The 23,022-nt window shown below is 35.7% G+C and carries 22 protein-coding genes; 6 read left to right on the top strand and 16 right to left on the bottom strand.

The genetic code is table 11. From position 1 onward, the window contains the following. Positions 1-62 precede the first annotated feature (62 nt). The 9 genes from truA to J4P91_RS16165 form a co-directional block, all read right to left on the bottom strand. A complete protein-coding gene (truA, locus tag J4P91_RS16125; protein ID WP_207994934.1) occupies positions 63-800 on the bottom strand; it encodes a tRNA pseudouridine(38-40) synthase TruA in 738 nt (245 codons plus the stop codon). A gap of 127 nt (positions 801-927) precedes the next feature. Next, positions 928-2,307, bottom strand: coding sequence for a 23S rRNA (uracil(1939)-C(5))-methyltransferase RlmD (rlmD, locus tag J4P91_RS16130; RefSeq protein ID WP_207994935.1), 1,380 nt, complete (start codon positions 2,305-2,307; stop codon positions 928-930). Between the two features lie 10 nt (positions 2,308-2,317). Next, positions 2,318-3,181 (bottom strand): DNA-3-methyladenine glycosylase family protein, encoded by an 864-nt coding sequence (locus tag J4P91_RS16135; RefSeq protein ID WP_207994936.1) that lies wholly within the window; start codon positions 3,179-3,181, stop codon positions 2,318-2,320. 59 nt (positions 3,182-3,240) lie between these two features. Continuing rightward, positions 3,241-4,023 carry a delta-lactam-biosynthetic de-N-acetylase gene (gene pdaA / locus J4P91_RS16140; protein WP_207994937.1) on the bottom strand — a complete coding sequence of 261 codons (783 nt, stop codon included), beginning with the start codon at positions 4,021-4,023 and terminating at the stop codon, positions 3,241-3,243. Positions 4,024-4,153: 130 nt separating this feature from the next. Further along, complete coding sequence (fumA, locus tag J4P91_RS16145) at positions 4,154-5,677, bottom strand: class I fumarate hydratase (protein WP_207994938.1); 1,524 nt, start codon at positions 5,675-5,677, stop codon at positions 4,154-4,156. A gap of 190 nt (positions 5,678-5,867) precedes the next feature. Beyond that, entirely contained in the window at positions 5,868-7,124 is a 1,257-nt protein-coding gene (locus J4P91_RS16150; RefSeq protein ID WP_207994939.1) for an ATP-binding protein, read from the bottom strand. Positions 7,125-7,138: 14 nt separating this feature from the next. Continuing rightward, positions 7,139-8,020 carry a tetratricopeptide repeat protein gene (locus tag J4P91_RS16155; protein ID WP_207994940.1) on the bottom strand — a complete coding sequence of 294 codons (882 nt, stop codon included), beginning with the start codon at positions 8,018-8,020 and terminating at the stop codon, positions 7,139-7,141. After that, complete coding sequence (locus tag J4P91_RS16160; protein WP_017154015.1) at positions 8,001-8,453, bottom strand: hypothetical protein; 453 nt, start codon at positions 8,451-8,453, stop codon at positions 8,001-8,003. The genes J4P91_RS16155 and J4P91_RS16160 overlap by 20 nt, the downstream gene beginning before the upstream one ends. A 187-nt stretch (positions 8,454-8,640) precedes the next feature. Then, positions 8,641-8,823, bottom strand: coding sequence for an SE1561 family protein (locus J4P91_RS16165; protein WP_002174720.1), 183 nt, complete (start codon positions 8,821-8,823; stop codon positions 8,641-8,643). Positions 8,824-9,074: 251 nt separating this feature from the next. Between J4P91_RS16165 and yfkAB the strand changes: the two genes are divergently transcribed. Then, on the top strand, positions 9,075-10,202 hold the full coding sequence (gene yfkAB / locus J4P91_RS16170; protein ID WP_207994941.1) for a radical SAM/CxCxxxxC motif protein YfkAB: 1,128 nt from the start codon (positions 9,075-9,077) through the stop codon (positions 10,200-10,202). A gap of 46 nt (positions 10,203-10,248) precedes the next feature. Here yfkAB and J4P91_RS16175 read toward each other — a convergent pair whose 3' ends face one another. Next, the gene (locus tag J4P91_RS16175; protein ID WP_081584780.1) at positions 10,249-11,046 is read right to left on the bottom strand and encodes a YfkD famly protein; all 798 of its coding nucleotides are present in this window, start codon (positions 11,044-11,046) and stop codon (positions 10,249-10,251) included. 95 nt (positions 11,047-11,141) lie between these two features. Further along, a complete protein-coding gene (gene cax, locus J4P91_RS16180; RefSeq protein ID WP_207994942.1) occupies positions 11,142-12,197 on the bottom strand; it encodes a calcium/proton exchanger in 1,056 nt (351 codons plus the stop codon). A gap of 170 nt (positions 12,198-12,367) precedes the next feature. Between cax and J4P91_RS16185 the strand changes: the two genes are divergently transcribed. The 3 genes from J4P91_RS16185 to J4P91_RS16195 all read left to right on the top strand — a co-directional run bounded on the left by J4P91_RS16185 (position 12,368) and on the right by J4P91_RS16195 (position 13,837). Beyond that, the gene (locus J4P91_RS16185) at positions 12,368-12,784 is read left to right on the top strand and encodes a pyridoxamine 5'-phosphate oxidase family protein (protein ID WP_017154019.1); all 417 of its coding nucleotides are present in this window, start codon (positions 12,368-12,370) and stop codon (positions 12,782-12,784) included. 153 nt (positions 12,785-12,937) lie between these two features. Beyond that, positions 12,938-13,084, top strand: coding sequence for a BH0509 family protein (locus J4P91_RS16190; RefSeq protein ID WP_000817786.1), 147 nt, complete (start codon positions 12,938-12,940; stop codon positions 13,082-13,084). Between the two features lie 324 nt (positions 13,085-13,408). After that, complete coding sequence (locus J4P91_RS16195) at positions 13,409-13,837, top strand: EamA family transporter (protein WP_017154020.1); 429 nt, start codon at positions 13,409-13,411, stop codon at positions 13,835-13,837. Between the two features lie 8 nt (positions 13,838-13,845). Here the strand turns inward: J4P91_RS16195 and J4P91_RS16200 are convergent, their stop codons facing one another. Continuing rightward, the gene (locus tag J4P91_RS16200) at positions 13,846-14,442 is read right to left on the bottom strand and encodes a DedA family protein (protein WP_017154021.1); all 597 of its coding nucleotides are present in this window, start codon (positions 14,440-14,442) and stop codon (positions 13,846-13,848) included. A 434-nt stretch (positions 14,443-14,876) separates the two neighbouring features. On the opposite strand from J4P91_RS16200, the gene J4P91_RS16205 reads away from it, so the two are divergent. Next, positions 14,877-17,660, top strand: coding sequence for a dynamin family protein (locus J4P91_RS16205; protein WP_207994943.1), 2,784 nt, complete (start codon positions 14,877-14,879; stop codon positions 17,658-17,660). A gap of 69 nt (positions 17,661-17,729) precedes the next feature. Here J4P91_RS16205 and J4P91_RS16210 read toward each other — a convergent pair whose 3' ends face one another. The 4 genes from J4P91_RS16210 to J4P91_RS16225 all read right to left on the bottom strand — a co-directional run bounded on the left by J4P91_RS16210 (position 17,730) and on the right by J4P91_RS16225 (position 20,639). Next, the gene (locus J4P91_RS16210; protein WP_017154023.1) at positions 17,730-18,143 is read right to left on the bottom strand and encodes a hypothetical protein; all 414 of its coding nucleotides are present in this window, start codon (positions 18,141-18,143) and stop codon (positions 17,730-17,732) included. A gap of 14 nt (positions 18,144-18,157) precedes the next feature. After that, entirely contained in the window at positions 18,158-18,691 is a 534-nt protein-coding gene (gene lepB, locus J4P91_RS16215) for a signal peptidase I (protein WP_017154024.1), read from the bottom strand. Positions 18,692-18,877: 186 nt separating this feature from the next. Continuing rightward, positions 18,878-19,558, bottom strand: coding sequence for a lysoplasmalogenase (locus J4P91_RS16220; RefSeq protein ID WP_207994944.1), 681 nt, complete (start codon positions 19,556-19,558; stop codon positions 18,878-18,880). A gap of 130 nt (positions 19,559-19,688) precedes the next feature. Continuing rightward, positions 19,689-20,639, bottom strand: a complete 951-nt coding sequence (locus J4P91_RS16225; protein ID WP_207994945.1) for a DMT family transporter — start codon at positions 20,637-20,639, stop codon at positions 19,689-19,691. A gap of 271 nt (positions 20,640-20,910) precedes the next feature. Here J4P91_RS16225 and J4P91_RS16230 point away from each other — a divergent pair, with 271 nt between their 5' ends. Beyond that, positions 20,911-22,836: a heavy metal translocating P-type ATPase gene (locus tag J4P91_RS16230; protein ID WP_207994946.1), complete on the top strand. Its 1,926-nt coding sequence runs from the start codon at positions 20,911-20,913 to the stop codon at positions 22,834-22,836. The last annotated feature ends 186 nt before the right edge of the window (positions 22,837-23,022 follow it).

The following is a 23,022-nucleotide window of genomic DNA, read 5'->3' on the forward strand; positions in this document are numbered from 1 at the left end:
CAATCAAAAAAGGAAGGGTTAATACCCCTTCTTTTTTTTTGATTTATATCTATACCAATTATCTAAAAATCAACCTTCTCCAAATACAACCCACTCGCATCCGCAAGACAATTAATTTGATTTCGTTGTTTCGCCTCTAAAATTTGCGGGATCGCATCAGCATCTAACTGACCTAAGCCAACTTCTACTAACGCTCCAACGATTTTTCTCACCATATTGTGAAGAAATCCATTTCCGCTCACTCTAATTTGGATGAAACCTTCACTTTCTACGATATCGAGCATATATACTTCTCGAACCATAGATTTCTTCTTAGATTTTGCATTTGAGAAAGCAGTGAAATCATGTGAACCGATTAAATATTGAGCTGCCTTTTTCATGCTTTCAATATTTAACTTTTTCGGAACGTGCATACTGTATTTACGCATAAATGGATTGGTATGTTCCTCATTCCAAATTTTATATAAATACGTTTTCGCTTTTGAGTTATAGCGGGCATGGAAACGTTCTGGAACTAACTCTACATCAGTAATACTAAGATCATTTGGTAAGTATTGATTTAAATACTTTTTCACTTTCTGTTCTGATAATTTTTCTTCAACCTTGAAATTAGCTACCTGATTAAGAGCGTGTACACCAGCATCTGTTCTGCTGCATCCGATAATTTCTATTTCTTGTCCAACCATTTCTGATAACACACTTTCGATTTTTCCCTGAATGGTATTATCGTTATTCCCAAGACGTTGCCATCCCTTATAGCGTGCACCATCATATTGAATTGTCAATTTATAGTTGTTCATTGTATGCTCCTTACTTTCATTGACTGAATAAAACACAATCCCTCACACAGATTACTGCTGTATGAGGGAACATATCCTTATGCTAAAAAATATCATATTTTTTATTACTTACATTTCACATTGTAGTTTATTTTCTAACAAGCTTCACTACATTCTCAACATGCGCCGTATGCGGGAACATATCCACTGGTTGCACATATTCCACTTCGTAACTCTTCATTAATGCTTTTACATCACGTGCTAATGATGAAGGATTACAAGAGACATATGCAATTGTTTTTGGTTTTACTTTTAAAATTGTTTCCAGTAACTTATCGTCACAACCTGTACGAGGAGGGTCAACTACGATTACATCTGGACGCCAGCCTTCTTTCACCCATTTTGGTAGCCATTGTTCTGCTTTTCCAGCTTCGTACTTTGTATTTGTAAACCCTTGACGCTTCGCATTTTTTCTCGCATCTTCAATCGCTTCTGGAATGACATCCATACCGCGCACTTCTGCTGCATCATTTGCAAGCCACAATCCAATCGTACCAACACCACAGTAGGCATCCACAATTTTTTCTGTACCTGTTAAAGCAGCAGCTTTTTTCGCTTCGTTGTAAAGGACAACAGTTTGTTCTGGATTCAACTGGAAGAATGCACGTGCTGATAATTCAAATGATAAATCACCAAGCGTTTCTTGAATAACTTCTTTTCCAGCTAATCGGAACGTTTTGTCCCCAAAGATAACAGACGTTTTACGTCCATTTACGTTTTGCATAATCGATTTTACTGATGGCATTTGCTTTTGTATCTCTGTAATAAATTGCTCTTTATTTGGGAATTCGTCTTTTGCTGTAATTAATGTAACTTGCACTTCCCCCGTTTGCACTGCTACGCGCGTTACAATTGTACGTACAAGACCTTTTCCTTTACGCTCATTATAAATAGAAATATTTAATTTCTCTAAAATACGTTTTACAACTTTTGTCGCTTCATTTGTTGCCTTATGCTGAATCATACAATGAGCAATATCAATTAAGCGATGTGAGTTTTGTTCGTATAATCCTGTAATAACCTTTTCATCTTTTCGCCCTACTTGTAATTGGCTTTTATTGCGATAATGCCATGGATCTTCCATACCAAGCGTTGGACGAATTTTCTCTTCCTGACTGTTGTTCATATATTTTTGGAATGCTTGTACAACGATATCACGTTTTTGATTTAATTGTTCTTGATAATCCAAATGTTGAAGCTGACAGCCACCGCATTTATCGTATACTGGGCACGGTGCTTTCACACGGTGCGGTGAAGCTTTACGAACTTTTTTCACTTTTGCTTCAGCAAAGCCACGCTGAATTTTCGTTGTTTCCGCAACGACTTCTTCTCCTGGTAATGCCCCTGGAATAAAAACAACTTGTCTTTTAAAATAACCAACGCCCTCTCCGTTAATCCCAAGACGCTTAATTGTCACAGGAAATGTTTGACCAACTTCCAACTTACTCTCGTGTTGCTTTTGTGTCATTGTTACACCTCTACTCTATACTTTTCCATAAATATAACGCTGCATAGCTGCAGTATGGATCACACTCTTGTTTTACCTCTTCTAAAAGTGCATCATCTGGTTTATTCTCTAATTGAAATACACCTTGAAGCGCACGCTGAATCCCGATATCTGCTTTCGGAAACATATTTTTCCGCCCGAGTCCAAATAATAAAAAGTTTTGCACCGTCCATGCACCAATACCTCGCAATGGTAACAATTGTGCTGACACTTCTTCTTCTGTTTGTTTCTCTAGTACTGCTAAATCTAGCTTACCTTCCACAATATGTTTCGCTAGTCCTATCATATATTCAGCTTTTCGTTGACTAAATTTCTGATTTCTGAGCTCTTCTATTGAAATATTTGCTACTCTTTCTGGGGTTGGGAAAAAGAAAACACCATTCTTTTCTGTTCCATACTGTTTTACAAATTGTTCTGTAAGTGTAGTCGCAAATTTCAAATGTATTTGTTGATGAATAATACAACGAAGAAGACAAGCAAAATAATCAAACTCTAAAATAAGCGGTGTATAGGCATATGTTTCAAAAAGTGGCCGTAATGATGTGTTTAAAAAATGGCTTTGTATATCTTGAAAAGATTCATTCCACTGAAAAATGGAATAGATGCGTTTCATGACTCTCTTTTGTTCACCTGTTTGACTTGAAATCCAAAATTGCGGATTTTGAAACGTACCAATTCCTTGTACGCGGACAACAATTTGTTCTTCATCCATAAGAAGTGGGACATAAACGACTTTCTCTTCTAATTGAACAACATTTAGTGGGTCAAAAGACAAACGCCTGAGTACTTCTTCAAAATGGTACGGATCCTTTAACGTAACATGTTCGCTCCACATACGTTTCCCCATCCTTTTTACACATCATTATAGCATGAGAAAACCGCAAGCATACATGCTTACGGTTGATTGCTTTTTACTAAATCATCTAGGCTTTTAAAATGATACCCTTTCTCGCGTAAATCATCAATGATTTTCGCTAATGCTTCTGTGTTATCCTTTGACACTGCATGTAGTAAAATAATCGCTCCCGGATGAATCATATTCATAACATTATTATGAGCATATTGCCAACCTCGTTGTTGATCTACTTTCCAATCAAGAAAAGCAAGTGACCAAAATACATTATAATAACCCATATCCTTCGCAAGCGCTAATGTACGCTCACTAAAAATCCCGCGCGGTGGCCGTAAATATTTTACTTCCTTTTGCCCAGTAACATTCTTAATTTCATCTGTTACACTTTGCAATTCTTCACGAAGTTTTACATCATTCACTGTTGTAAAATCAGGATGAGTCTGTGAGTGATTACCAACAATATGCCCTTCATTTACCATTCGTTTCAATAAATCCTTTTGCCCTTTTATATAATGACCTGTTACAAAAAATGTTGCCGGTACTTTCTTTTCTTTTAATACATCTAAGATTTTTGCAGTATATCCATTTTCATATCCGTTATCAAATGTTAAATATATATCCTTTTTCTTTGTATCCCCCAGATAAAAACCACCATTATTTTGGACTAAATCAGTAAATTTTTTCCCAGCATCTGGTGGCGTCTCATTTTTTGCTCGTGGAATCCCCCAGTGATTTGGCGTATTTGTATAAGCAAATGTTGAAACTGGAACAAGTGCCATCATAATTGAAAAAATGAGACCTATATATAACCATTTATGCTTCATAAATAGTCTCCTTTCCATATATCATCGTACCTGTAGTTTCTGTTTTCAATATCCCTTTCATGCTGAGCATGTTTTTCCATATATACCAACAAAAAATGCACCTCGAATCATTCGAGATGCATTTTTTTACTTATTTAAATACCGGTTCTTTAAAAGTTGCTAATTTTTCAAGTGATGTTTTATCTACATCTGCATGTAGGCTATTACTATGGGAGTCCATTGTTACAACAGCTTTAAATCCATCAATACGTAAGTGCCACATTGCTTCTGGAATACCAAATTGTAAGAAGTCGACATCTTTCACTTCTTTAATACATTCTGCATAATACTGCGCAGCACCACCGATTGCATTTAAATATACACCACCATGTTCTGCTAGTGCCGCCAATGTTTTTGCTCCCATGCCGCCTTTACCGATGACAGCACGAATGCCAAACTTCTTCATAATATCGCCTTGGTATGGCTCTTCACGAATACTTGTTGTTGGACCTGCCGCTTTAATTTTCCAATTGTCATTTTCATCTTTCACAACAACTGGACCGCAGTGATAAATGATATGTCCGTTTAAGTCTACCGGGCAATCGTTATCCATTAAATGCTTATGAATTGCGTCACGACCTGTGTACATCATCCCGTTAATAGTAACGACATCACCAACGCGAAGTTCACGAATTTGCTCCTCTGTAATTGGTGCCTGTAGTACAATTTCACGCTGTTCACTTTTTTCTTGGCTAGCTTCTTGCTGAAGTGTATTTTCACCTTCTTGATATAACCAATCGATAATCTCACCTGTTTCAGGATGAATTGTTACACCAAGGCGACGATATGCCCAGCAATTATATGCAACAGACACATAGAAACTAGCTGGCAGACGATTGTACACACCAATTTTACAACCTAGTAAAGTTGTTTCGCCACCAAATCCCATCGTACCAATACCAAGCTTGTTCGCATTCTCTAATACGTATTCTTCAAGCTTTTGTAATTCAGGAATTGGGTTCACATCATCTAATGTACGGAATAGTTGATTTTTTGCTAATTCATAACCTGACGTGCGGTCTCCCCCGATACCGACACCGATTACACCTGCGCTACACCCTTGTCCTTGCGCTTGATATACTGCATGAAGAAGGCATTTACGAATCCCTTCTAAATCACGGCCAGCTCGTCCAAGACCTTCTAATTCACAAGGTAAGCTGTACTGGATATTTTTATTTTCACAGCCGCCTCCTTTTAAAATTAAACGAGCATCAATATAATCTTTCTCCCACTGCTCAAACTTAATTACAGGCGTACCTGGTCCTAAGTTGTTACCACTATTGTCTCCGAAAAGAGAATCAACAGAGTTTGGACGAAGTTTTCCATCCTTTGTCGCCCGCTCAAGCGCACTATAGATGGCCTCTTTCATTTTCAATTGATTCACACCAACCGGTGTATAGATTTTAAACGTTGGCATCCCTGTATCTTGGCAAATCGGCGAGATGTTGTCATCTGCCATTTTAATATTATTTGTAATCGTGCCAAGTGCCATTGCTGAACGAGTCCCTGCATTTTCTCGTTCTTTTGCTCGTTGAATTGCACGACGAACATCTTTCGGTAAATTCGTCGATGTTTCAACAATCAGTTGATACATACTTTCTTGAAGCTTTTCCATTGTTACTTCCCCCTCAATTGTGAACGCTACCAAAACGTTACGAAATGAAATTTCCACTCTTAATTCTCTAGAGTCTTTTCTTTTCTTTTCTTTTTTTATTTCATGACTCTTAAGATCAAATGAAATTTTTCACAATTTGATTATACTCTTTTTTTTCTATTCCTTCTATTTCAACAGCGTCTGAAAGGGATTATATTTTTTTATATCTTTTTAAATACGCTTGTACATCATCGTATGCACCGCTCTCATTTGCATATTTAATATAATTTTTAATCGTGCGGAACCACTCCAACGTAGACGGCTTCGTTTCTACTATAGCATCGGTTAAGTCCCTCATTGTAATCGCTCGCTCCACACCTGTTGTCATAATTTCTCCTAAAACATTTTCTACGGCCAGCTCTACTACATTTTCAATGTCAGCACCGGAATACAGTTCTGTTTCTTTAGCTAACATATCGTAATCTATTGTTGAAATCGGTTTTCCTGCCAGCTTAATTTGAAAAATACTGCTCCGCGCTTCTAAATCAGGTGGGGAAACGAAAATCATTTTATCAAAGCGCCCTGGTCTTTTAAACGCAGGATCAATGTCCCACGGCATATTGGTCGCACCAATTAGCAATAGTTTGTCTGTATTCGTATCAATACCTTCAATCTCCGTTAACAATTGATCTATAACTGTTCTTAGTGTCGGATTTCCCGACGCTTTGCTTCGGTTAAATCCAAGCGCATCCATTTCATCTAAAAATAAAATACATGGCTTTTTGGAACGAGCATATCGAAAAATTTCCCGTACATTTTGTTCACTCACGCCAATATACGGATCAAGAATATCGGTAATGCTCATCGTCGCAAAATGTGCTCTGCACTCCCCGGCAGTTGCTTTTGCAATATATGTTTTGCCGCAACCAGGAGGGCCGTATAATAAAATGCCGCCGCCAACTTTTTTCTTAAAACGTTCAAATAATCCTGGTGAAGTAAACGGTTTAATAATTTTCATTTGAATCGCTTTTTTCACATCATGCAAACCGCCGACATCCTCAAATGTAATCTGGTCTTGCTCACGTTTTTGCTTGCTTCTTCCACCTTGAAGCACGTTCATCGGAATCACATTTTCTTCCACATTTTCGTTTACATAAGCTGTATGTAACTGTTTTTCCTTTTCCGGAGCTTGCTCTATTGCGTGATACTCGTTTTTTTCAAAATGGCTCCCCTCTTCTGTTACAGCTATTGTTTCTTTCGGACTTGTAAGCACCTGTGATAAAGCTCCCAATTCGGCGGCAACTTTATCCTTCCATTCTTGATCACCATACTGAAGGGCTTTCGATAAAGCTTGCAGCGCATTTGCTATATCACCCTGTTCTTTATACTCGACTCCAATTAAATACCAAATCGATCCATTTTCTTCATCTTGTTCTAACACTTGCTTTAACACATCTATTTTATTCACCGTTTTCTCCCCCGTCATGATTTTTTTATTTTTTTATACAATTTGTACATCGGTGTAGATAACCAGCTCCATATACAAATGATGATATAAAATAGAATTCCGATTCTTATCATAATTTCCCAATTTAATATAATGAATAAACCTAATGTTCCAAAACATATTGCCCAAAAGATAAGCGGACCACCCACTTTATTCACGAGAACATTCGGAAAGAAAATCGGATGAATCAGCTCTTCCGCTTCTTCTAAGATTTCAAGTAATTCTTTATCATTAGGCGCCAACAAAAACGCTTGTCGGTAATATTTGTACGCTTCCCTATACCTCTTCCTTGTTGCTGCATGGGTTCCTAACTTCAATAAAAAATGAACTTCGTTATTTGATGCATAATAATTATCTTTTAAGGATTCCTCTATTTCTTGTTTCGTTCCACTTGCAAGTAATAAAATAAATTGATAATGAAGAACGGTAGGATGATTCGGGTCAATTTCTACTGCTTTTTGTATAAATTGTTTAGCTTTTTCAATATGGCCTGTTTTTAAGAAAACAAATGCATATTTTGCCATTGCTTGCGCATGGGAAGGGTTTGAATACAGAACATTTAAAAAGCTTTGCTCCGCTTTTTCAAGTTCATTCGTGTATGTATATATATGTCCAAGTGTATAATACACTTCTTCTGGCTTATAACCATGCTGCAACGCTGATATGCAAAGCTCTTTTGCTTCATCATATTGTTCTGAATCTGCATAGCAGCATCCTAAATTGTACAATGCTTCCGCATGCTGTGGATTATAAGAAAGCAGTGTTTCTAATTTCTGCTGTGCTGTTTCAATATGACCAATCCCGTAATAATGTAGTGCCTCTTGTAACAACATCGTTTCACTCTGTGAAGTTGACATACAGCATCTCCCCTCCTACTAACAACGCCGTTTGGACCATGATACCAACTATTCCAATAATAAGTCCGATCCATCGTAATGACTTTACTCTCTCATTTACTAAACTATGAATTCGAAATCGCTCTCGCATTGCATATATATATGCACCTGCTACGACTGCAGCAGCTATCCGAGAAACAATTTTCAGCACATCTGTATTACCAATTAAGGCAGCACAGATGAACATTGCTAATAAAGTCATTATTCCTAATATAAAGAGCCCGTATATTTTCTTCTTAGATTCTTTTAACCAAATCGCATTGCAAGTTCCCAAAATCATAACTGGAATAATTCCAAAAATAAGTCCGATAATAAAAAAATTATAAATGTTGTACGTTTTTGTTTCTCTTGCTTGTTTTCCTTGTAATACAGGTTTCACCAAATGATATTCCATATAATTCCTCCTCTCTACCTTCATATTATAAACTATATTTTCTGCCTATTTATACTGTAAAATAGAAAACTAAAACAGATTTTCTTGGAGGTTGTCCCAAAAGGTCGTTTTTAACGCCTTTTTGGGACAGCTTCGCCATATAAAAAGCGGCTACCAAGACATGATTGGCAGCCGCTTTAAAAATATATTATTCATCTTTTTTAAATTGCTCACATTTCAGTTCTAATTCATCTAACATTGCAAGAAGACGATCTACATCTTCTAATTCCACTTCTTCTGGTTCAATTGTATCGATTACTTCGATGAACATATTTAAACGTTCTTTCAAATATACTAATTGTGAATCTTTATCTTGAATTGCTTTTCCCACGAAGGCACTCTCCTTTTTATTCGAGTTGCTTTTATTATACCGCAAAAATGATCATCACGAACATGAATTTTCAGCAATTTTTTAACATCCTTTATGCTGAATCAATCAATGCTTCCTACTACATTCTCTATGACATTCTATCGATAGGGAAATCCTTGTTACAAAAAGTTTCACTTTATAAAAAGCCTATATTCTTCTATTATAGAGGATGGACAAATTGTTATTTCAATAGTCAAAGGAGTATATTTCAGATGAGTATATCACAAACAATGAAGCCGATTACTCCTTCTTACGATCCATGGGAAGCGTATATGGACCTTGAAGAGTACGGCAAATTACTATTAACAAACGTTGAGTTTACAACGACAACGTTATGCAATATGCGCTGTGAGCATTGTGCTGTTGGTTATACATTACAGCCAAAAGATCCAAATCCGCTTCCAATGGAACTTTTATTAAAACGATTAGATGAGATTCCTCATTTACGTTCTTTAAGTATTACAGGCGGAGAGCCAATGCTCTCAAAAAAATCCGTCGACAACTATGTAACACCACTCTTAAAATATGCCCATGAACGAGGCGTTCGCACTCAAATCAATTCAAACTTAACTATAGATTTAGCCCGTTACGAACAAATTATTCCTTATTTAGATGTGTTGCATATTTCACATAACTGGGGAACAATTGATGATTTCGTTGAAGGTGGATTTGCAATGATGGAGCGCAAACCTACTTATGAACAACGTGCTAAACTATTTGAACGAATGATTACAAATAGTAAAGCTTTATCCGATGCAGGTGTTCTGGTGTCGGCAGAAACAATGTTAAATAAACGTACCCTGCCACATATTGAACACATTCACCGTCAAATCGTCGAAGAAATGGGCTGTAAGCGCCATGAAGTACACCCTATGTACCCAAGTGATTTTGCTAGTAACCTTGAGATTTTAACAAAAGATGAAATTCGAAGTGCAATCGAGCATTTATTAGATATTCGTAATGAAAATGTATGGATGTTATTTGGCACACTACCTTTCTACGCATGTAGTAATGATGAACGTGATTTAGCGACATTAAGAAAATTACATGAGAGCAAAAACGTAACAGTTCGTAACGATCCAGACGGACGTTCTCGCTTAAATGTAAATATTTTTGATGGCAACATTATCGTAACAGACTTTGGTGATATTCCACTGCTTGGTAACGTTCAAACAAACACATTACAAGAAGCATATGACAAATGGTGCAACTCAAAAACAGCAAAATCATTAAGCTGCCACTGCCCCACTGTAAAATGTCTTGGACCAAATATTCTTGTGAAAAACAGCTATTATCCAACTGAAGACTTCTTAACAAAAGAAACAAATATTACACTTTAATACAAAAACGTCAGCAAATTACGCTGACGTTTTTGTTCTTATCCCATTATTGTGGATGAGTTGAAGAAATAAATTTAAAAGACAAATGATCTTGAATTGGAATAGCAGCCCCAATTCCTTGTGACGTAATATTTTTAATTACAATCCTCTTTTGATTTCCTTTTAACACAAGATACACTTCTCCAAATGTAACTTTTCCTTTTTCGTTTACCGCTGGTGCATACGCATATAAATACCCAAGTTGCTTTGGACTAACATTGTATACACGTTCATTCCCCGTACCATAGCCAATGGTTGTTTTAAAAGAAAGAGGTAGTTGTACTTTTTCCATTGCCTTTAAAAGTATCATCTTTTTCACATCTTCCGCATCTTTAATGTATCCTGTTAAACCACCTTCTATAGTTTTTTGTGATTCTTGCTTGTATCGAAGTGGGTACAACTTCTCTACACCACGATTGTCATATACGTTACGATTCACTTGCTTATATTCCCAATTCATTGTCGTATCTGTTGACTCGTAACTTAAAGGCCATTGTCCCAAATAAATTTTCGCCCTATACCCCACTGCAAGAGGGGCGTTTGAAATCGAGGTTTCATTAAACATTCGAATTAAATGTGGATTTTCAATACGAATATCGGATGTTTTCAGTAATTCTTTTGCAAGTTTACTTGGCTGCAAATGCGGCAAATCTTGTGCCGTATTTGGATACGTATTTCCTTTTGAAATATTCAAAACAGATGAAGGCACCTTTATATTTACTGTTGTCTTTGCAAAACCGCTGCAAGGAAATAATAAAATAAACGAGACCATAGTTGAAAGACATATGCTATATACTCGTTTCACCTGTCTGACTCCTTCCTATATGAGGATGTATAAATGATTAAACAGCTATTGTACTCTCTATTATTTTCTCCCTGTGATATTGTTATCCCATTTTTTTATAATAAGTAAAAGCCAATCCCCATAATGAAATAGGCAGCTAATAATGTTCCTCCTTCAAACCAGTTTGTATCTCCATCGTTTGAAATCGCGATTGTTAAAAAGACGGAAGTAATCATAGCTACAAGTTCTGGCAGTGTAAATACAAGAGGCATTTTCAGTGTAAAGAACATCGAAAGTAATACGAGTACAGGGGCAACAAACATGGCAATTTGTAATGTAGAACCGACTGCAATTTCAACTGCAATGTTCACCTTATTCTTATAGGCCATAATAATTGCAGAAGCATGCTCAGCAGCATTACCAACAATGGCAACAATGATAACCCCGATAAATAATTCCGACCATCCAAATGATTTTGCCACTGTTTCAAATGTATGAACAAGCGCCTCCGATACATAAGCAACGGCCGCTGTTGCAATCGCTAAAATAAGTAGTGCTTTCCCCTTTGACCATTCCGGCTTTTCCTCATGCTCTACTTCATCACTTTTATGCTGATATACACCGCGATGCGTGACCAGTTTAAAAAATAGTGCGGCTAAATACATGACAATCATGATGATTGACACCCCAATACTTAATTGGTATGTCTTCTCTATACCCATCTTCATCGAAAAAACTTCTGGAATAACAAATGCTACAACAACTGCAAATATTAGTAAGGCAGAGTTATGCCTTGCATCATAAACATTGAAACTTTGTCTTTTATACTTGAGTCCCCCTACAAAAAAGGAAAGACCACCAACTAATAGTAAGTTCCCAAGAACGGAACCAGTTAGTGAAGCAAGTACAACCTCTATTAATCCTGCTCGCAATGCAAAAATTGAAATAATAAGTTCAACTGCATTCCCAAAGGTTGCATTTAATAATCCACCAATTCGTGGACCAGAAACAATAGCTAAACTTTCCGTCGCTCTTCCCATGAAAGCAGCAAGAGCAATAATTGTAACGCAATATACAGCAAACATAATTGTTTGTGGCCAATGTAATGTATTTCCAAGAACAGAAAGCGGTACACCAGCCAGTGCAAGTATTAAGAAAATTTTATTGAACATATTCTCCATCCTTCCATCGTATGTATTTCTCCTCACTACTATCTTTATTCTTCTCCTAACTTGTCCCATTTCATCACAAATACGTTTAAAAAATGGGATTGAAGAAAAAAGTATAAAAGGTCATAAATTTTTCTGCACAAAAATTTCAGGTAATAGAAAGGGGTAAAAAAATGCACTTAAAAGAAAAAATCGCAGCCATTATTCAAGGACAAAGAACAGGTGTATTAGCTACCGTTCGTGAGAATAAACCACATAGCTGTTTTATGATGTTTTTTCATGAAGATTTTGTACTATACGTCGCAACAGATCGTAATTCAAAAAAATTAACAGATATTGAGCAAAATCAAAATGTTCATGTGCTGCTTGGACGAGAAGGAAAGAAATGGGATGAAGATTATATCGAAGTAGAAGGCACCGCTTCAATTGAAGAAGATCAAACATTAAAAAATAAATTTTGGAATAATAGCTTAAAACGTTGGCTACTAAGTGCTGAAGATCCAAACTACGTACTGATAAAAATTAATCCAAATACAATTTACTACATCGATGGCGATGGTACGACTCAGCCAGAGTTTTTACGACTGTAGTACGAGAACAAGCCCTGTTAAAAGGGCTTGTTTTGTCGAAAAGTTCTTAATTAAAAAAAATAAAAAAGCTGGAACTTTCTAAAGATTCTGTTATATAATAGTAGTAACTTAAATAAACTGTATTAAAACAGATTGGGAGGAGAAATAAAAATGATGAAAAGAGAAGAACGGAAAAACATGATTGAGTTTATCGAAAAGAAAAAAGGAATTGAGCGCGATGAACTTTTATTTATGACAGATGATGAAGTAGAACATATTTATAATGTAACGTACTTTTTATATGAAGAAATTGCAGAATAATAGATTAAAGGCCCACCTGTCAGGTGGGCCTTTTACTATTTTCATAGTCATATTTCTATATAAATACAAATTGAAGCGTTGACATACAACCTTTCTTTTTAAATGGGCGAGAATATCCGACCATGCATAGAAGCGATTATGTCCCTTTTCAGCCCCATGCCAAGTGAAAGCAAAAGGAGTCAACGAGTGAATATCTTCTTTTGTTTTCATAGCAGTAACTTATATGTTGAAAAATCAAAATGGATATATATAAATGCTATTGCTACCCGTTATACTTGAGAATAGTTTTCATGTATAATGGTACAAGACTGGAGGAATTTTACTATGAGTTCATGGCTATTATTCGCATTATTATCAGCAATTGCTGCAGCACTTGTATCCATTTTCGGGAAATTTGGATTAGAAGGAATCGATGCCAATGTGGCAACAACTATCCGTTCAATCATCATGGCACTATTCATGATAGGCGTAATTATGATACAAGGAAAATTTCAAAATATTGGTGACGTTCTAATGAATAAAAAAGCACTGCTATTTATCACTTTAAGTGGTATAGCCGGTGCCTCATCATGGCTATTTTATTTTCTCGCTTTAAAAACAGGAAAGGTTTCACAAGTTGCTCCTGTAGATAAATTAAGTGTTGTATTTTCAATTATTCTTGCCATGATTATATTAGGTGAAAAATTAAACTTCATGACTGGAATGGGAGTTGTATGTATTACAGCAGGTGTTCTCTTCATTGCTTTCAGTTAAAAGACCGCTTAATTAGCGGTTTTTTTCCTTCTTATGTAGAGCCATACAATAAGCACGACTACTACTGAGATAATTAAAATCCACATTCCATAATGATGCAAACTATATTCAACAAAACGCCACTTCCCTCCAAGCTTCCATCCAAGTCCAATAAAAATGCTAATCCAAATGAAAGCACCACCGTATGCGTATAGACAAAATCTCCAAAACGTTAAATTCGACATACCAGCAAAATATGCAGTTAAATGACGAACTCCTGGTATAAAGTATCCAATTATTAGTAAAAAGGGACCGTATTTTTCAAACAAAACATGTGTTTTTTCAATTTGCTGTTCTTTAATTCGTATCTTCGGACCATACTTTTTTAATACAGGTAGTCCAAGTTTTAAACCAAGCAGATAACTTAAAGTAATACCAAGTATCGCACCAGCCATTCCACTTAGAAAAGCGGCTGTCCCTGACATAATTCCTTTCGAAATATTATAACCAACAAACGTGAGTAAAAACTCATCTGGTATTGGTAGACCTACAATTCCACCCGCAAGAGCTATAATAATTCCGAAATATCCATAATGTGCGATTAACTCACCAATATGTTGTTCCATTCGGATGACACATCCTATGCACGATCGTTATTCCATATTGTACCCTCTCTATCTTTTAAGCAAACATGGTATACATATTCACTATACATCGTTTTTATAATGAACTCTACTCCTATTCATCTTATCCATAATGAAAGTTTTCACTGCTTTTAATCTTCATTTTTCAGAATCTTGAGGTGTTGATGCATATTGTCCACGAATAGCGTGATAAATCTATACTTCCCTTCATAATTATAAGAAAACCTGCCTTCACAAGCGTGATTTTTGTTACAATAAAGAAAAGTTACATTTAGCATCGGTTTGACTCTCAAGAAAAATGATATTAGGTAGTAAACATATATTTAAACCAATAAAATGCATCTTCTATCCATGTAGAGTACTATGCACCCTATTACATAAAAATCATTTTTCCAAATTATACAGGGGGAAAAAACATGACCATAGAAAAACAATTAATTCAAAAGGTATACTATGAAACATTCTTAACTGAACAGGATTCTGTCCCAGCTCCTCAAGCGCTTGGGGAAGCATATGTAAATGAAGCTAAAAATGATTTTTCCAATATCTCTAACATTCGTTTCGCACAAGGAGAAGTTTATTATCAACATAAAGATTTCGAAACAGCCATTTTCAAGTGGGAGAAAGTAAACAATGACCTCTCTCTCTGGGCCAAAAAAAATATAGCAGATGCTTATTTTGAATTAGGATTGCTTTCAATGGCAGAAGAAATCTATACATCAATTCAAACAGAAGACATAACACTGACAATGGAAGTGTCATTACAACTTCTTTCTTTGTACATCGAACAAAATCGTTTAGGACTTGCTTTTAAGGTCATTAGTGAAGCTGTTGCTTTCCAACCAGACTATCCAAATATCACTGCCATTGCTCGCTCTTTTTATGAAAAACAGCAGGATTGGAACAATGCGATTGATCTTGCTGTACAAGAAGGGATTCGAACGAAATCATTACATTGGTTTGAGATTTTAACAAATTATGTGAATCAAGGATTCACAAAACAAATGAAACCAAAATATTTTTATGAAGCATTAAAAGTTTTATATACAATTGATTCGATTCAATTTAAACTACTCGTCTCATCGCTTTGGAAAATCTATCAAGATGAGTCAACCTACTTAGTATGGATTCAAACAATCAATCACCTTTTTTTACACGTCGAGGTAGATGCTTACGACGCATGGGATGAAATTGTGACTCTTTATCAAGACACATACTGCGAATTAATTACAGGACAATATTTGATGCATGAACTACAAGAACTTATTCCAGACTTGTTAACGAATTGGTTTAGCTTAACAAAAGCAGAACACTCTCTAATTGTTTCCGCTGCAACATTAGCATGGAATAAGGTTTCACCTAAGAGCCTTGATACATTACTTGTAAAAAGTGCTGAAACGCTCCTTTCTAGTTCAACAATATATAACGCAGTTGACCTAGACAAGGTTTCAAATCTTTTTGAAACGATTGTCGTATGGGCAGAAAAGAATGATGTAGACTTAAGTCATTCTTTCACATGGCTTGTTAGGGAACTTTCCGATATACACGTACAACAAGTTCTCGTTACAGGTACGAATGATACTAGTAAATCATCCTTTATCAATTCTATATTAGGGGAAAGTATATTAAATGACTCTCCTGAGGCCGCTATCGTATTTAAGGATAATGTACAGACAGAAATTACAGAACTCACAGATTTAACAATACGAAAAACTTCTAATTTAGATGAATTTTACGAAATGATGACCGTTCCTCCAAAATCAGAATCTGAACAGAAATGTATTGAATTTAAACTACCATGTAGATTTTTACGGAAAAATAAATTCTCATTTATCGTTACACCAGGTTTTGATGGAAATGGTAGTAGCAAAAATACAAATCTTGATTACTTACATGCAGCTGATAATCTATTATATGTTCTTAATGCCTCTTCATCTTTACTTGATGAAGAAATCGACACACTACTGTACATGCAAGAACAACTACCAACTTTACAAGTTCATTTTGTTTTAAATAAAGTCGATACAATTCTTAGTGAGGAAGCAGCAAATAAAGAGCTAACTGAAACTGAGTCTAAAATACGTGTACATTTTCCAAATGCACGCGTATTCCCTTACTCATCTTTACATGAGAGTAGTGAGCAACTAAGTGATTTAACAGAATCCATTACTTCCAACTTTAATAATAGAAATATAAAAACAGAACGCACAGAAAAACTATTATGGTTTATTCAAAAGACCATCACGTATCTCTTAAATGAACGTGTACAATTAGAAAATACGTTAGTAAAGTCAATCCGTTGGAACAAACACATTTTAGTGAAACTAAATGGCTTTAATAATAACCTGACTGCTATTGAAAAAGATAAGACTCGCTCTATCACAGAATCATATCGTTTAACAAAAGATGAGATTATACATGATCTTCAGGATCAAATTCCCGAATTATTACAGAGTTGCTCCGATTTAGTTCAGGAAGATAGTGATTTTAAACAAGTTCCTGAAGAACTAAATGCAGCAATGAATGAAAGAATTCAAAAACATTTACAACAAGTGATATTACCTAAGTTTACTCATTCTATTCAGGAATGGATTGAAAAAGCACATAATGAATTTATTCAAAGTCAATCTTATCTAGATGAAATGAGTGAAACATTTAATAAATTATATGACGAAGAACGCATGAAACTACCATGTGATTTTCAATTACTTGATGATTGGCGCCGAGATGTTGCAAGAATGACAAACCGAATCAAAGTTGATGACGTAAATATTTTATTACGCTTTACACCAACACAATTTCTATTAAAAAGTGCTGGAAAACTATTCGGTAATATGCAGAAAAACCAATCTATGCTGTACAACAAATACAAAAATTATATTGAGACCGAAGACTATACAGATGTAACAACAATGATTTCTGAACAGTTCTTTCTTCAATTTGAGTTATTCGAAAGCGCACTAGAACGTGATATTATGATGTTCTTTAAAGAACCTCTTAGCATATTGAAGCAGACTGTGGAAGCAGCACATCTCGAAATAAATCAGGACGAAAATGCATTAACAAAACTAAGAACAAACCCTGAAACATATCATGATCCTTTAACACTGTTTAAATTACAGTTATTGCAATACAAATTCATGCTAAATAATAAAACGACTTCATTAAAAGTAGAAAGTAACGAAGCTCCAACAATTTAGATCAGTACAAAAAACCAAGCAAATCGTAACAATTGCTTGGTTTTTTACTTACATTCGATTTCACATATTTCAAATAATCTCTTCAACCTTTGCATCAATTTTCACGCGCTGAATGAATTTCTTTCTCTCGCCTTCTTTATGAATTAACTTATGTATATATCGACGCTTACTTAATAAATCTCCATATGCTTCATTATAATTTAGAACTTCCCGGCAGCGCTTATCCTCATATAAAACTTTGAACCATGCATACCTCTTTAGCTTTTCCACATGCCGCTGTATTCTTTTCTTTTTCCGTTTTTCTCGTTCAACTAATCTCTCCAACACTTGCTCTACTACTTCATCTAACATAAAGTCACCAGCTACTTTTACAACACCAACAATCCCTCTAACAATGCCTTTCCCCGCATCAGCACATGCTTCACCTAATGCAATTGCTGCCCGACCAATCCCTACTAGAATGTGTCCAATAATATCCTCCATATTATCACTTCCTTCTAGTTCACAATTTTCATATGATCAAACGGATAATAGATTGCTGTTAATGTTCCAAGCACTTCCGTTTTATGAATCAGCCCTAAGCCGTTACGACTATCTCTACTCACTAAACGATTATCACCCATAACAAAAATCTTATCTTTAGGGATTGTAATAGGACCAAAGTCTTCAGTTAAATTAATAAGAAGGTGTTTTGCTTGTTTTTTATTCTTATCCAAGTAAGGTTCACTTTTCACTTGATGATTTACGTATAATTGATCATTTTTCATCTCAATTACATCTCCAGGTAGCCCAATAATTCTCTTCACATAAAAATTATCAGTCTTTACTACAATAATATCTTCACGCTCATAGGTCTCAAATCTCTTTGCTAACTTATTAATAATTACTTTATCTCCATCTTGCAATGTTGGTCTCATAGATGCTCCCTGCACAGTTGTTGGAAAAACCACAAAAATTTTCACTAAAAAAGCCAACAAAAACGCAATAGCTAGTATTTCAAAAAGATCACGAAAGCGACTTTTCTTTTTCATTTTCCATCTCCCATCTCTCTCCCTTGGTTATATTTATTATAGATAGTTTCCATCATTAATTTCTACAAAATTCTGACTTAAAAAGATGTTATTCTTAAATATTACAAATATTTTCTGGATAATATGTCATCAAAAAGGGATATCCCTAAACTAGCTGAATAGCTATTTTTAGGAATATCCTCTTTTTTATATTCCAGCATAAATAATACACATCTGTGCAGCAACATATGTCACCCAGATCCAGAGCGGATCATACTTTACTTTGCGACCACCAATATCCGTCACACCGATAATAAAATCAGAAATCACAAATAGTAATCCACCGAGTGCTGGGGTCCACCATATCCCATTATTTGCATAGTATAATGCGAATGCAAAGCATGCCATTCCGCCAACCCATAAACCATATACGAGCGCACCAATTGTAAACAACTTATCTTGTACTTGATTCCGAATAAAAAAGAACCAGCCAATTATTAAAAATAGACCGTACGCAAGTACACCAAGCCAGAATCCTTCCCACGAGATACCCGTTTGTAAAAATGCTGTTACATAAAAACAATGTGCAATCGCAAATGTAACCATACCACCGATTAGCCGATGTCCAAACGGAATGAGCCCCGCCATAAATAAATCACCAAGCGTAGATAAAGTCATACCAATTGCAGCCCACTGACGATACTCTACAGATGGATCTTGTAACCAAATCCAAATCGCACCACCTGTTAAAGAAAAACTAAGAATGAGACGAACTAATAATGGTAACGGCTCATTTTTTCTAGTTTTTTTTGTCTGTACCATCGCAAAAAACGCACCGAAAACAAATAAAATGGCTTGTCCAATTAATAATATATAAATTTCATTCATAATATGTGCTCCTCAATAAACGGATAATAATGTATTTTCGTGCTATAACTTCTTTTTTCCTCTAAAATTTGAAAAAAAGAAGAACACTTCGGCTCTTCTTTTGCATGAAAATATAATAACCTCACTCGCTTTAAGCTGCTTGTTTCTCTTGTTCCGTTTTTTGCACATTTGGTGTTCGATTTACTACAATAATTCCCGCTGCTACACATGCTAAGCCAAATAAAACAAATGAATGAATCGCTTCTCCTAAAATCATACTGGATAACATGACACCAAATACCGGTATAAAGAACATATACATCGATACTTTTCCGACCTTGTTATATTTCATAACTGTATTCCAAATACAGAATCCTGCCGCCGATAAGAAGGATAAATATAGTAACATAAGTAATGATTTCGTATTAAATACAAAAGGCATAAATCCAACTTGAAAAATACCAATACATAGTAATCCAATAGATCCAAAAATCATTTGGTATGCTGTCATGTATCCAACATCTAATGTTTTGCTTCCTTCTTTCGCCAATATATTTCCATATGAATACATCATCGCTGCCCCAAGAAGTAATAATTCACCAATTCCAAAATGAAATGCCGCATTTCCATCACTTGGAAAATTCACTAAAATTACACCACAAAATCCAATGGAAACTCCAATTACTTTTCTTATATTTAATGCATCATCTTTATACAGAAAGTGTGCAAGTAAAATTTGGAAAAAAGATGAGGTTCCGGAAATAATTGCACCTTCAATTCCTGAGCTATAACTCATACCAATATAAAAGCATACATATTGTAGAAACGTTTGGAATAAACCAATTTGCACTAATTGCTTCGCCGTCTCTTTTTTGAAATACATATCTTTTCCTAGTACTTTAAAAAAGAATAATAACATCACTCCCGATAAGAAAAATCGATAACCAGCAAATAATATTTGCTCACCAACTTCATGTGACCGAATTCCGAGTTCCGCATAACTTAATTTAATAAAAGGAAACGCGCTGCCCCATAGAAATGTCGCTGTGAGCGCTGCTATAAATACGCCAATCGGATGAGTAAAAAATTTCTCTGTCTTCACTTGATGTCTTCCTTTCCGACCTTTTTACGAACAATATTCATATATACCAAAGTAAAGGCAAAAAAACAAGTTTTTCAATTTTTCATATAAGCAAAAACATATCATCAAGGAAAAACATATGATATAATATAGAATAATTACAAGATAATAACTGATAAAATTAGTTTCAACTGAAATGCTGCTATCCGTATGGATGGCAGCTTTCGTCGTTTTATAGGGGATTCGATTTTGATTCTTTTTCTCAATAAGAAATTGAAAGGAGCGAGTAATAATGAACTCAGAAGCAAAAACATTACCATCAAAAAAGAATGTATCTATTCCATCTTGGATTCAAACATTGAAAAAGCACTATGAGCTTATCTTTGCTATCGCATCTGGTATTTTTATTTTAGCTGGTTGGTTGCTAACAAAAAATGAAGCAGTCACTACTGGAATTACGTTTTATCTCCTCGCATATATCATTGGAGGATATGCAAAAGCAAAAGAGGGCATCGAAGATACAATCGCGGAAAAGGAATTAAACGTTGAAATGCTGATGCTCTTTGCTGCGATTGGTGCTGCTATTATTGGTTACTGGACAGAAGGGGCTATCTTAATCTTTATCTTTGCACTAAGTGGTGCAATGGAATCTTACACACTGAGTAAAAGCCAAAAAGAAATTTCAGCACTACTTGATTTACAGCCTGAGGAAGCCTTGCGCATTTCTCATGGAGCAGAAGAACGTATTCCAGTAGGTCAGTTAGAAATTGATGACATCATTTTAATTAAGCCAGGTGAACGCGTACCTGCCGATGGTACAATTCATAACGGTGAAACGAATATTGATGAAGCTGCAATCACTGGGGAGCCTATCCCAAATGAGAAAAAATTGGGTGATGAAGTATTCGCTGGAACTGTAAACTTACGCGGAGCTATTGAAGTAAAAATTACAAAAAGAAGCGATCAAACATTGTTCCAAAAAATTATTCGTCTCGTTCAAAACGCGCAAAGTGAAAAATCACCATCGCAACTTTTTATCGAAAAATTTGAAGGAACATATGTAAAAGGTGTGCTTATCGTCGTTGCTCTAATGATGTTTGTTCCTCATTTCATACTAGATTGGAGCTGGAACGAAACATTTTATCGCGCTATGATTTTACTCGTTGTTGCTTCTCCGTGTGCGCTCGTTGCATCGATTACACCAGCGACATTATCTGCTATTTCTAACGGCGCGCGAAGCGGGATTTTATTTAAAGGTGGTATTCATTTAGAACGCCTTGCCTCAGTGAAGGCAATTGCCTTTGATAAAACAGGAACATTAACGCAAGGAAAACCGACTGTAACAGATGTTTACGTACGTGATGAAATAGCGGAAAAAGATGTACTATATATTACAGCTTCTATCGAAAGTCATTCCACACATCCACTCGCAGAAGCTATCGTCAAGTACGCAAAACATGCATATGACATTACATTAACAAAGCCAGAAAGTGTAGAAGATGTCAGTGGATTTGGCTTAAGAGGGATTTTAGAAAATACAGCTTATAAGATTGGAAAGGCCGATTTTATTGGCGAAGAAACAAAAACTTTTCATAATGGTATCGCTACTACGCTCGAACAAGAAGGAAAAACTGTTGTCTATATTAGTGATGGAAAAGGAATTCTTGGCCTCATTGCTTTAAAAGATACATTACGCCAAGAAACAATTGCTGCTATTCGTGATTTACAAAGTATTGGTGTTGAAGCCATCATGATCACTGGTGATAACGAGCAGACAGCTAAAGCAATTGCGACTGAAAGCAACATAAAAGAATATTACGCATCATGCTTACCAGAAACAAAAGTGGAAACGGTGAAACAACTAAAAGAAAAATACGGTACAGTAGCAATGGTTGGCGACGGTATTAACGATGCTCCTGCGCTCGCTACAGCAAGTATTGGTGTTGCTATGGGTGAAGGAACAGATGTTGCCTTAGAAACAGCAGATGTTGTTCTAATGAAAAGTGAACTCTCTCGCCTTGCACATGCCATTCGTTTATCGAAACGAATGAACCGCATTGTAAAACAAAATGTAATTTTTTCATTAGCAGTAATCACAATGCTCATTTGTTCCAACTTCCTACAATTTTTAGCTCTTCCATTTGGTGTTATCGGCCATGAAGGAAGTACAATCCTTGTTATTTTAAATGGATTACGGTTACTAAAAGGAAATAAGTAAACGGGTTCCTAAGTAGGGAACCCGTTTTTTTAATATCCAACTCTAGCGGCTAGAATATTCGGTGGCGTCGCGTCTTCCGACGAGGTAAAAAACGCCTCTACGTCAGAAGCTCCATCCCCCTCACATTCTAAATGAGCCGCTTGCGCTTTTAATGGTAGCCATTATGTCCATTCGCACTACTGCTCG

Source organism: Bacillus sp. XF8, from assembly GCF_017498755.1.
Classification (GTDB): Bacteria; Bacillota; Bacilli; order Bacillales; family Bacillaceae_G; genus Bacillus_A; species Bacillus_A bingmayongensis.

Coding starts and splice junctions, on each gene's coding strand:
- J4P91_RS16205 (WP_207994943.1), top strand. CDS start 14,877: ATGACCATAGAAAAACAATTAATTCAAAAGGTATACTATGAAACATTC.
- J4P91_RS16220 (WP_207994944.1), bottom strand. CDS start 19,558: ATGAATGAAATTTATATATTATTAATTGGACAAGCCATTTTATTTGTT.
- rlmD (WP_207994935.1), bottom strand. CDS start 2,307: ATGACACAAAAGCAACACGAGAGTAAGTTGGAAGTTGGTCAAACATTT.
- J4P91_RS16195 (WP_017154020.1), top strand. CDS start 13,409: ATGAGTTCATGGCTATTATTCGCATTATTATCAGCAATTGCTGCAGCA.
- J4P91_RS16155 (WP_207994940.1), bottom strand. CDS start 8,020: ATGTCAACTTCACAGAGTGAAACGATGTTGTTACAAGAGGCACTACAT.
- J4P91_RS16185 (WP_017154019.1), top strand. CDS start 12,368: ATGCACTTAAAAGAAAAAATCGCAGCCATTATTCAAGGACAAAGAACA.
- J4P91_RS16135 (WP_207994936.1), bottom strand. CDS start 3,181: ATGTGGAGCGAACATGTTACGTTAAAGGATCCGTACCATTTTGAAGAA.
- J4P91_RS16190 (WP_000817786.1), top strand. CDS start 12,938: ATGAAAAGAGAAGAACGGAAAAACATGATTGAGTTTATCGAAAAGAAA.
- J4P91_RS16230 (WP_207994946.1), top strand. CDS start 20,911: ATGAACTCAGAAGCAAAAACATTACCATCAAAAAAGAATGTATCTATT.
- lepB (WP_017154024.1), bottom strand. CDS start 18,691: ATGAAAAAGAAAAGTCGCTTTCGTGATCTTTTTGAAATACTAGCTATT.
- fumA (WP_207994938.1), bottom strand. CDS start 5,677: ATGGAAAAGCTTCAAGAAAGTATGTATCAACTGATTGTTGAAACATCG.
- J4P91_RS16160 (WP_017154015.1), bottom strand. CDS start 8,453: ATGGAATATCATTTGGTGAAACCTGTATTACAAGGAAAACAAGCAAGA.
- truA (WP_207994934.1), bottom strand. CDS start 800: ATGAACAACTATAAATTGACAATTCAATATGATGGTGCACGCTATAAG.
- J4P91_RS16200 (WP_017154021.1), bottom strand. CDS start 14,442: ATGGAACAACATATTGGTGAGTTAATCGCACATTATGGATATTTCGGA.
- yfkAB (WP_207994941.1), top strand. CDS start 9,075: ATGAGTATATCACAAACAATGAAGCCGATTACTCCTTCTTACGATCCA.
- J4P91_RS16210 (WP_017154023.1), bottom strand. CDS start 18,143: ATGGAGGATATTATTGGACACATTCTAGTAGGGATTGGTCGGGCAGCA.
- pdaA (WP_207994937.1), bottom strand. CDS start 4,023: ATGAAGCATAAATGGTTATATATAGGTCTCATTTTTTCAATTATGATG.
- cax (WP_207994942.1), bottom strand. CDS start 12,197: ATGTTCAATAAAATTTTCTTAATACTTGCACTGGCTGGTGTACCGCTT.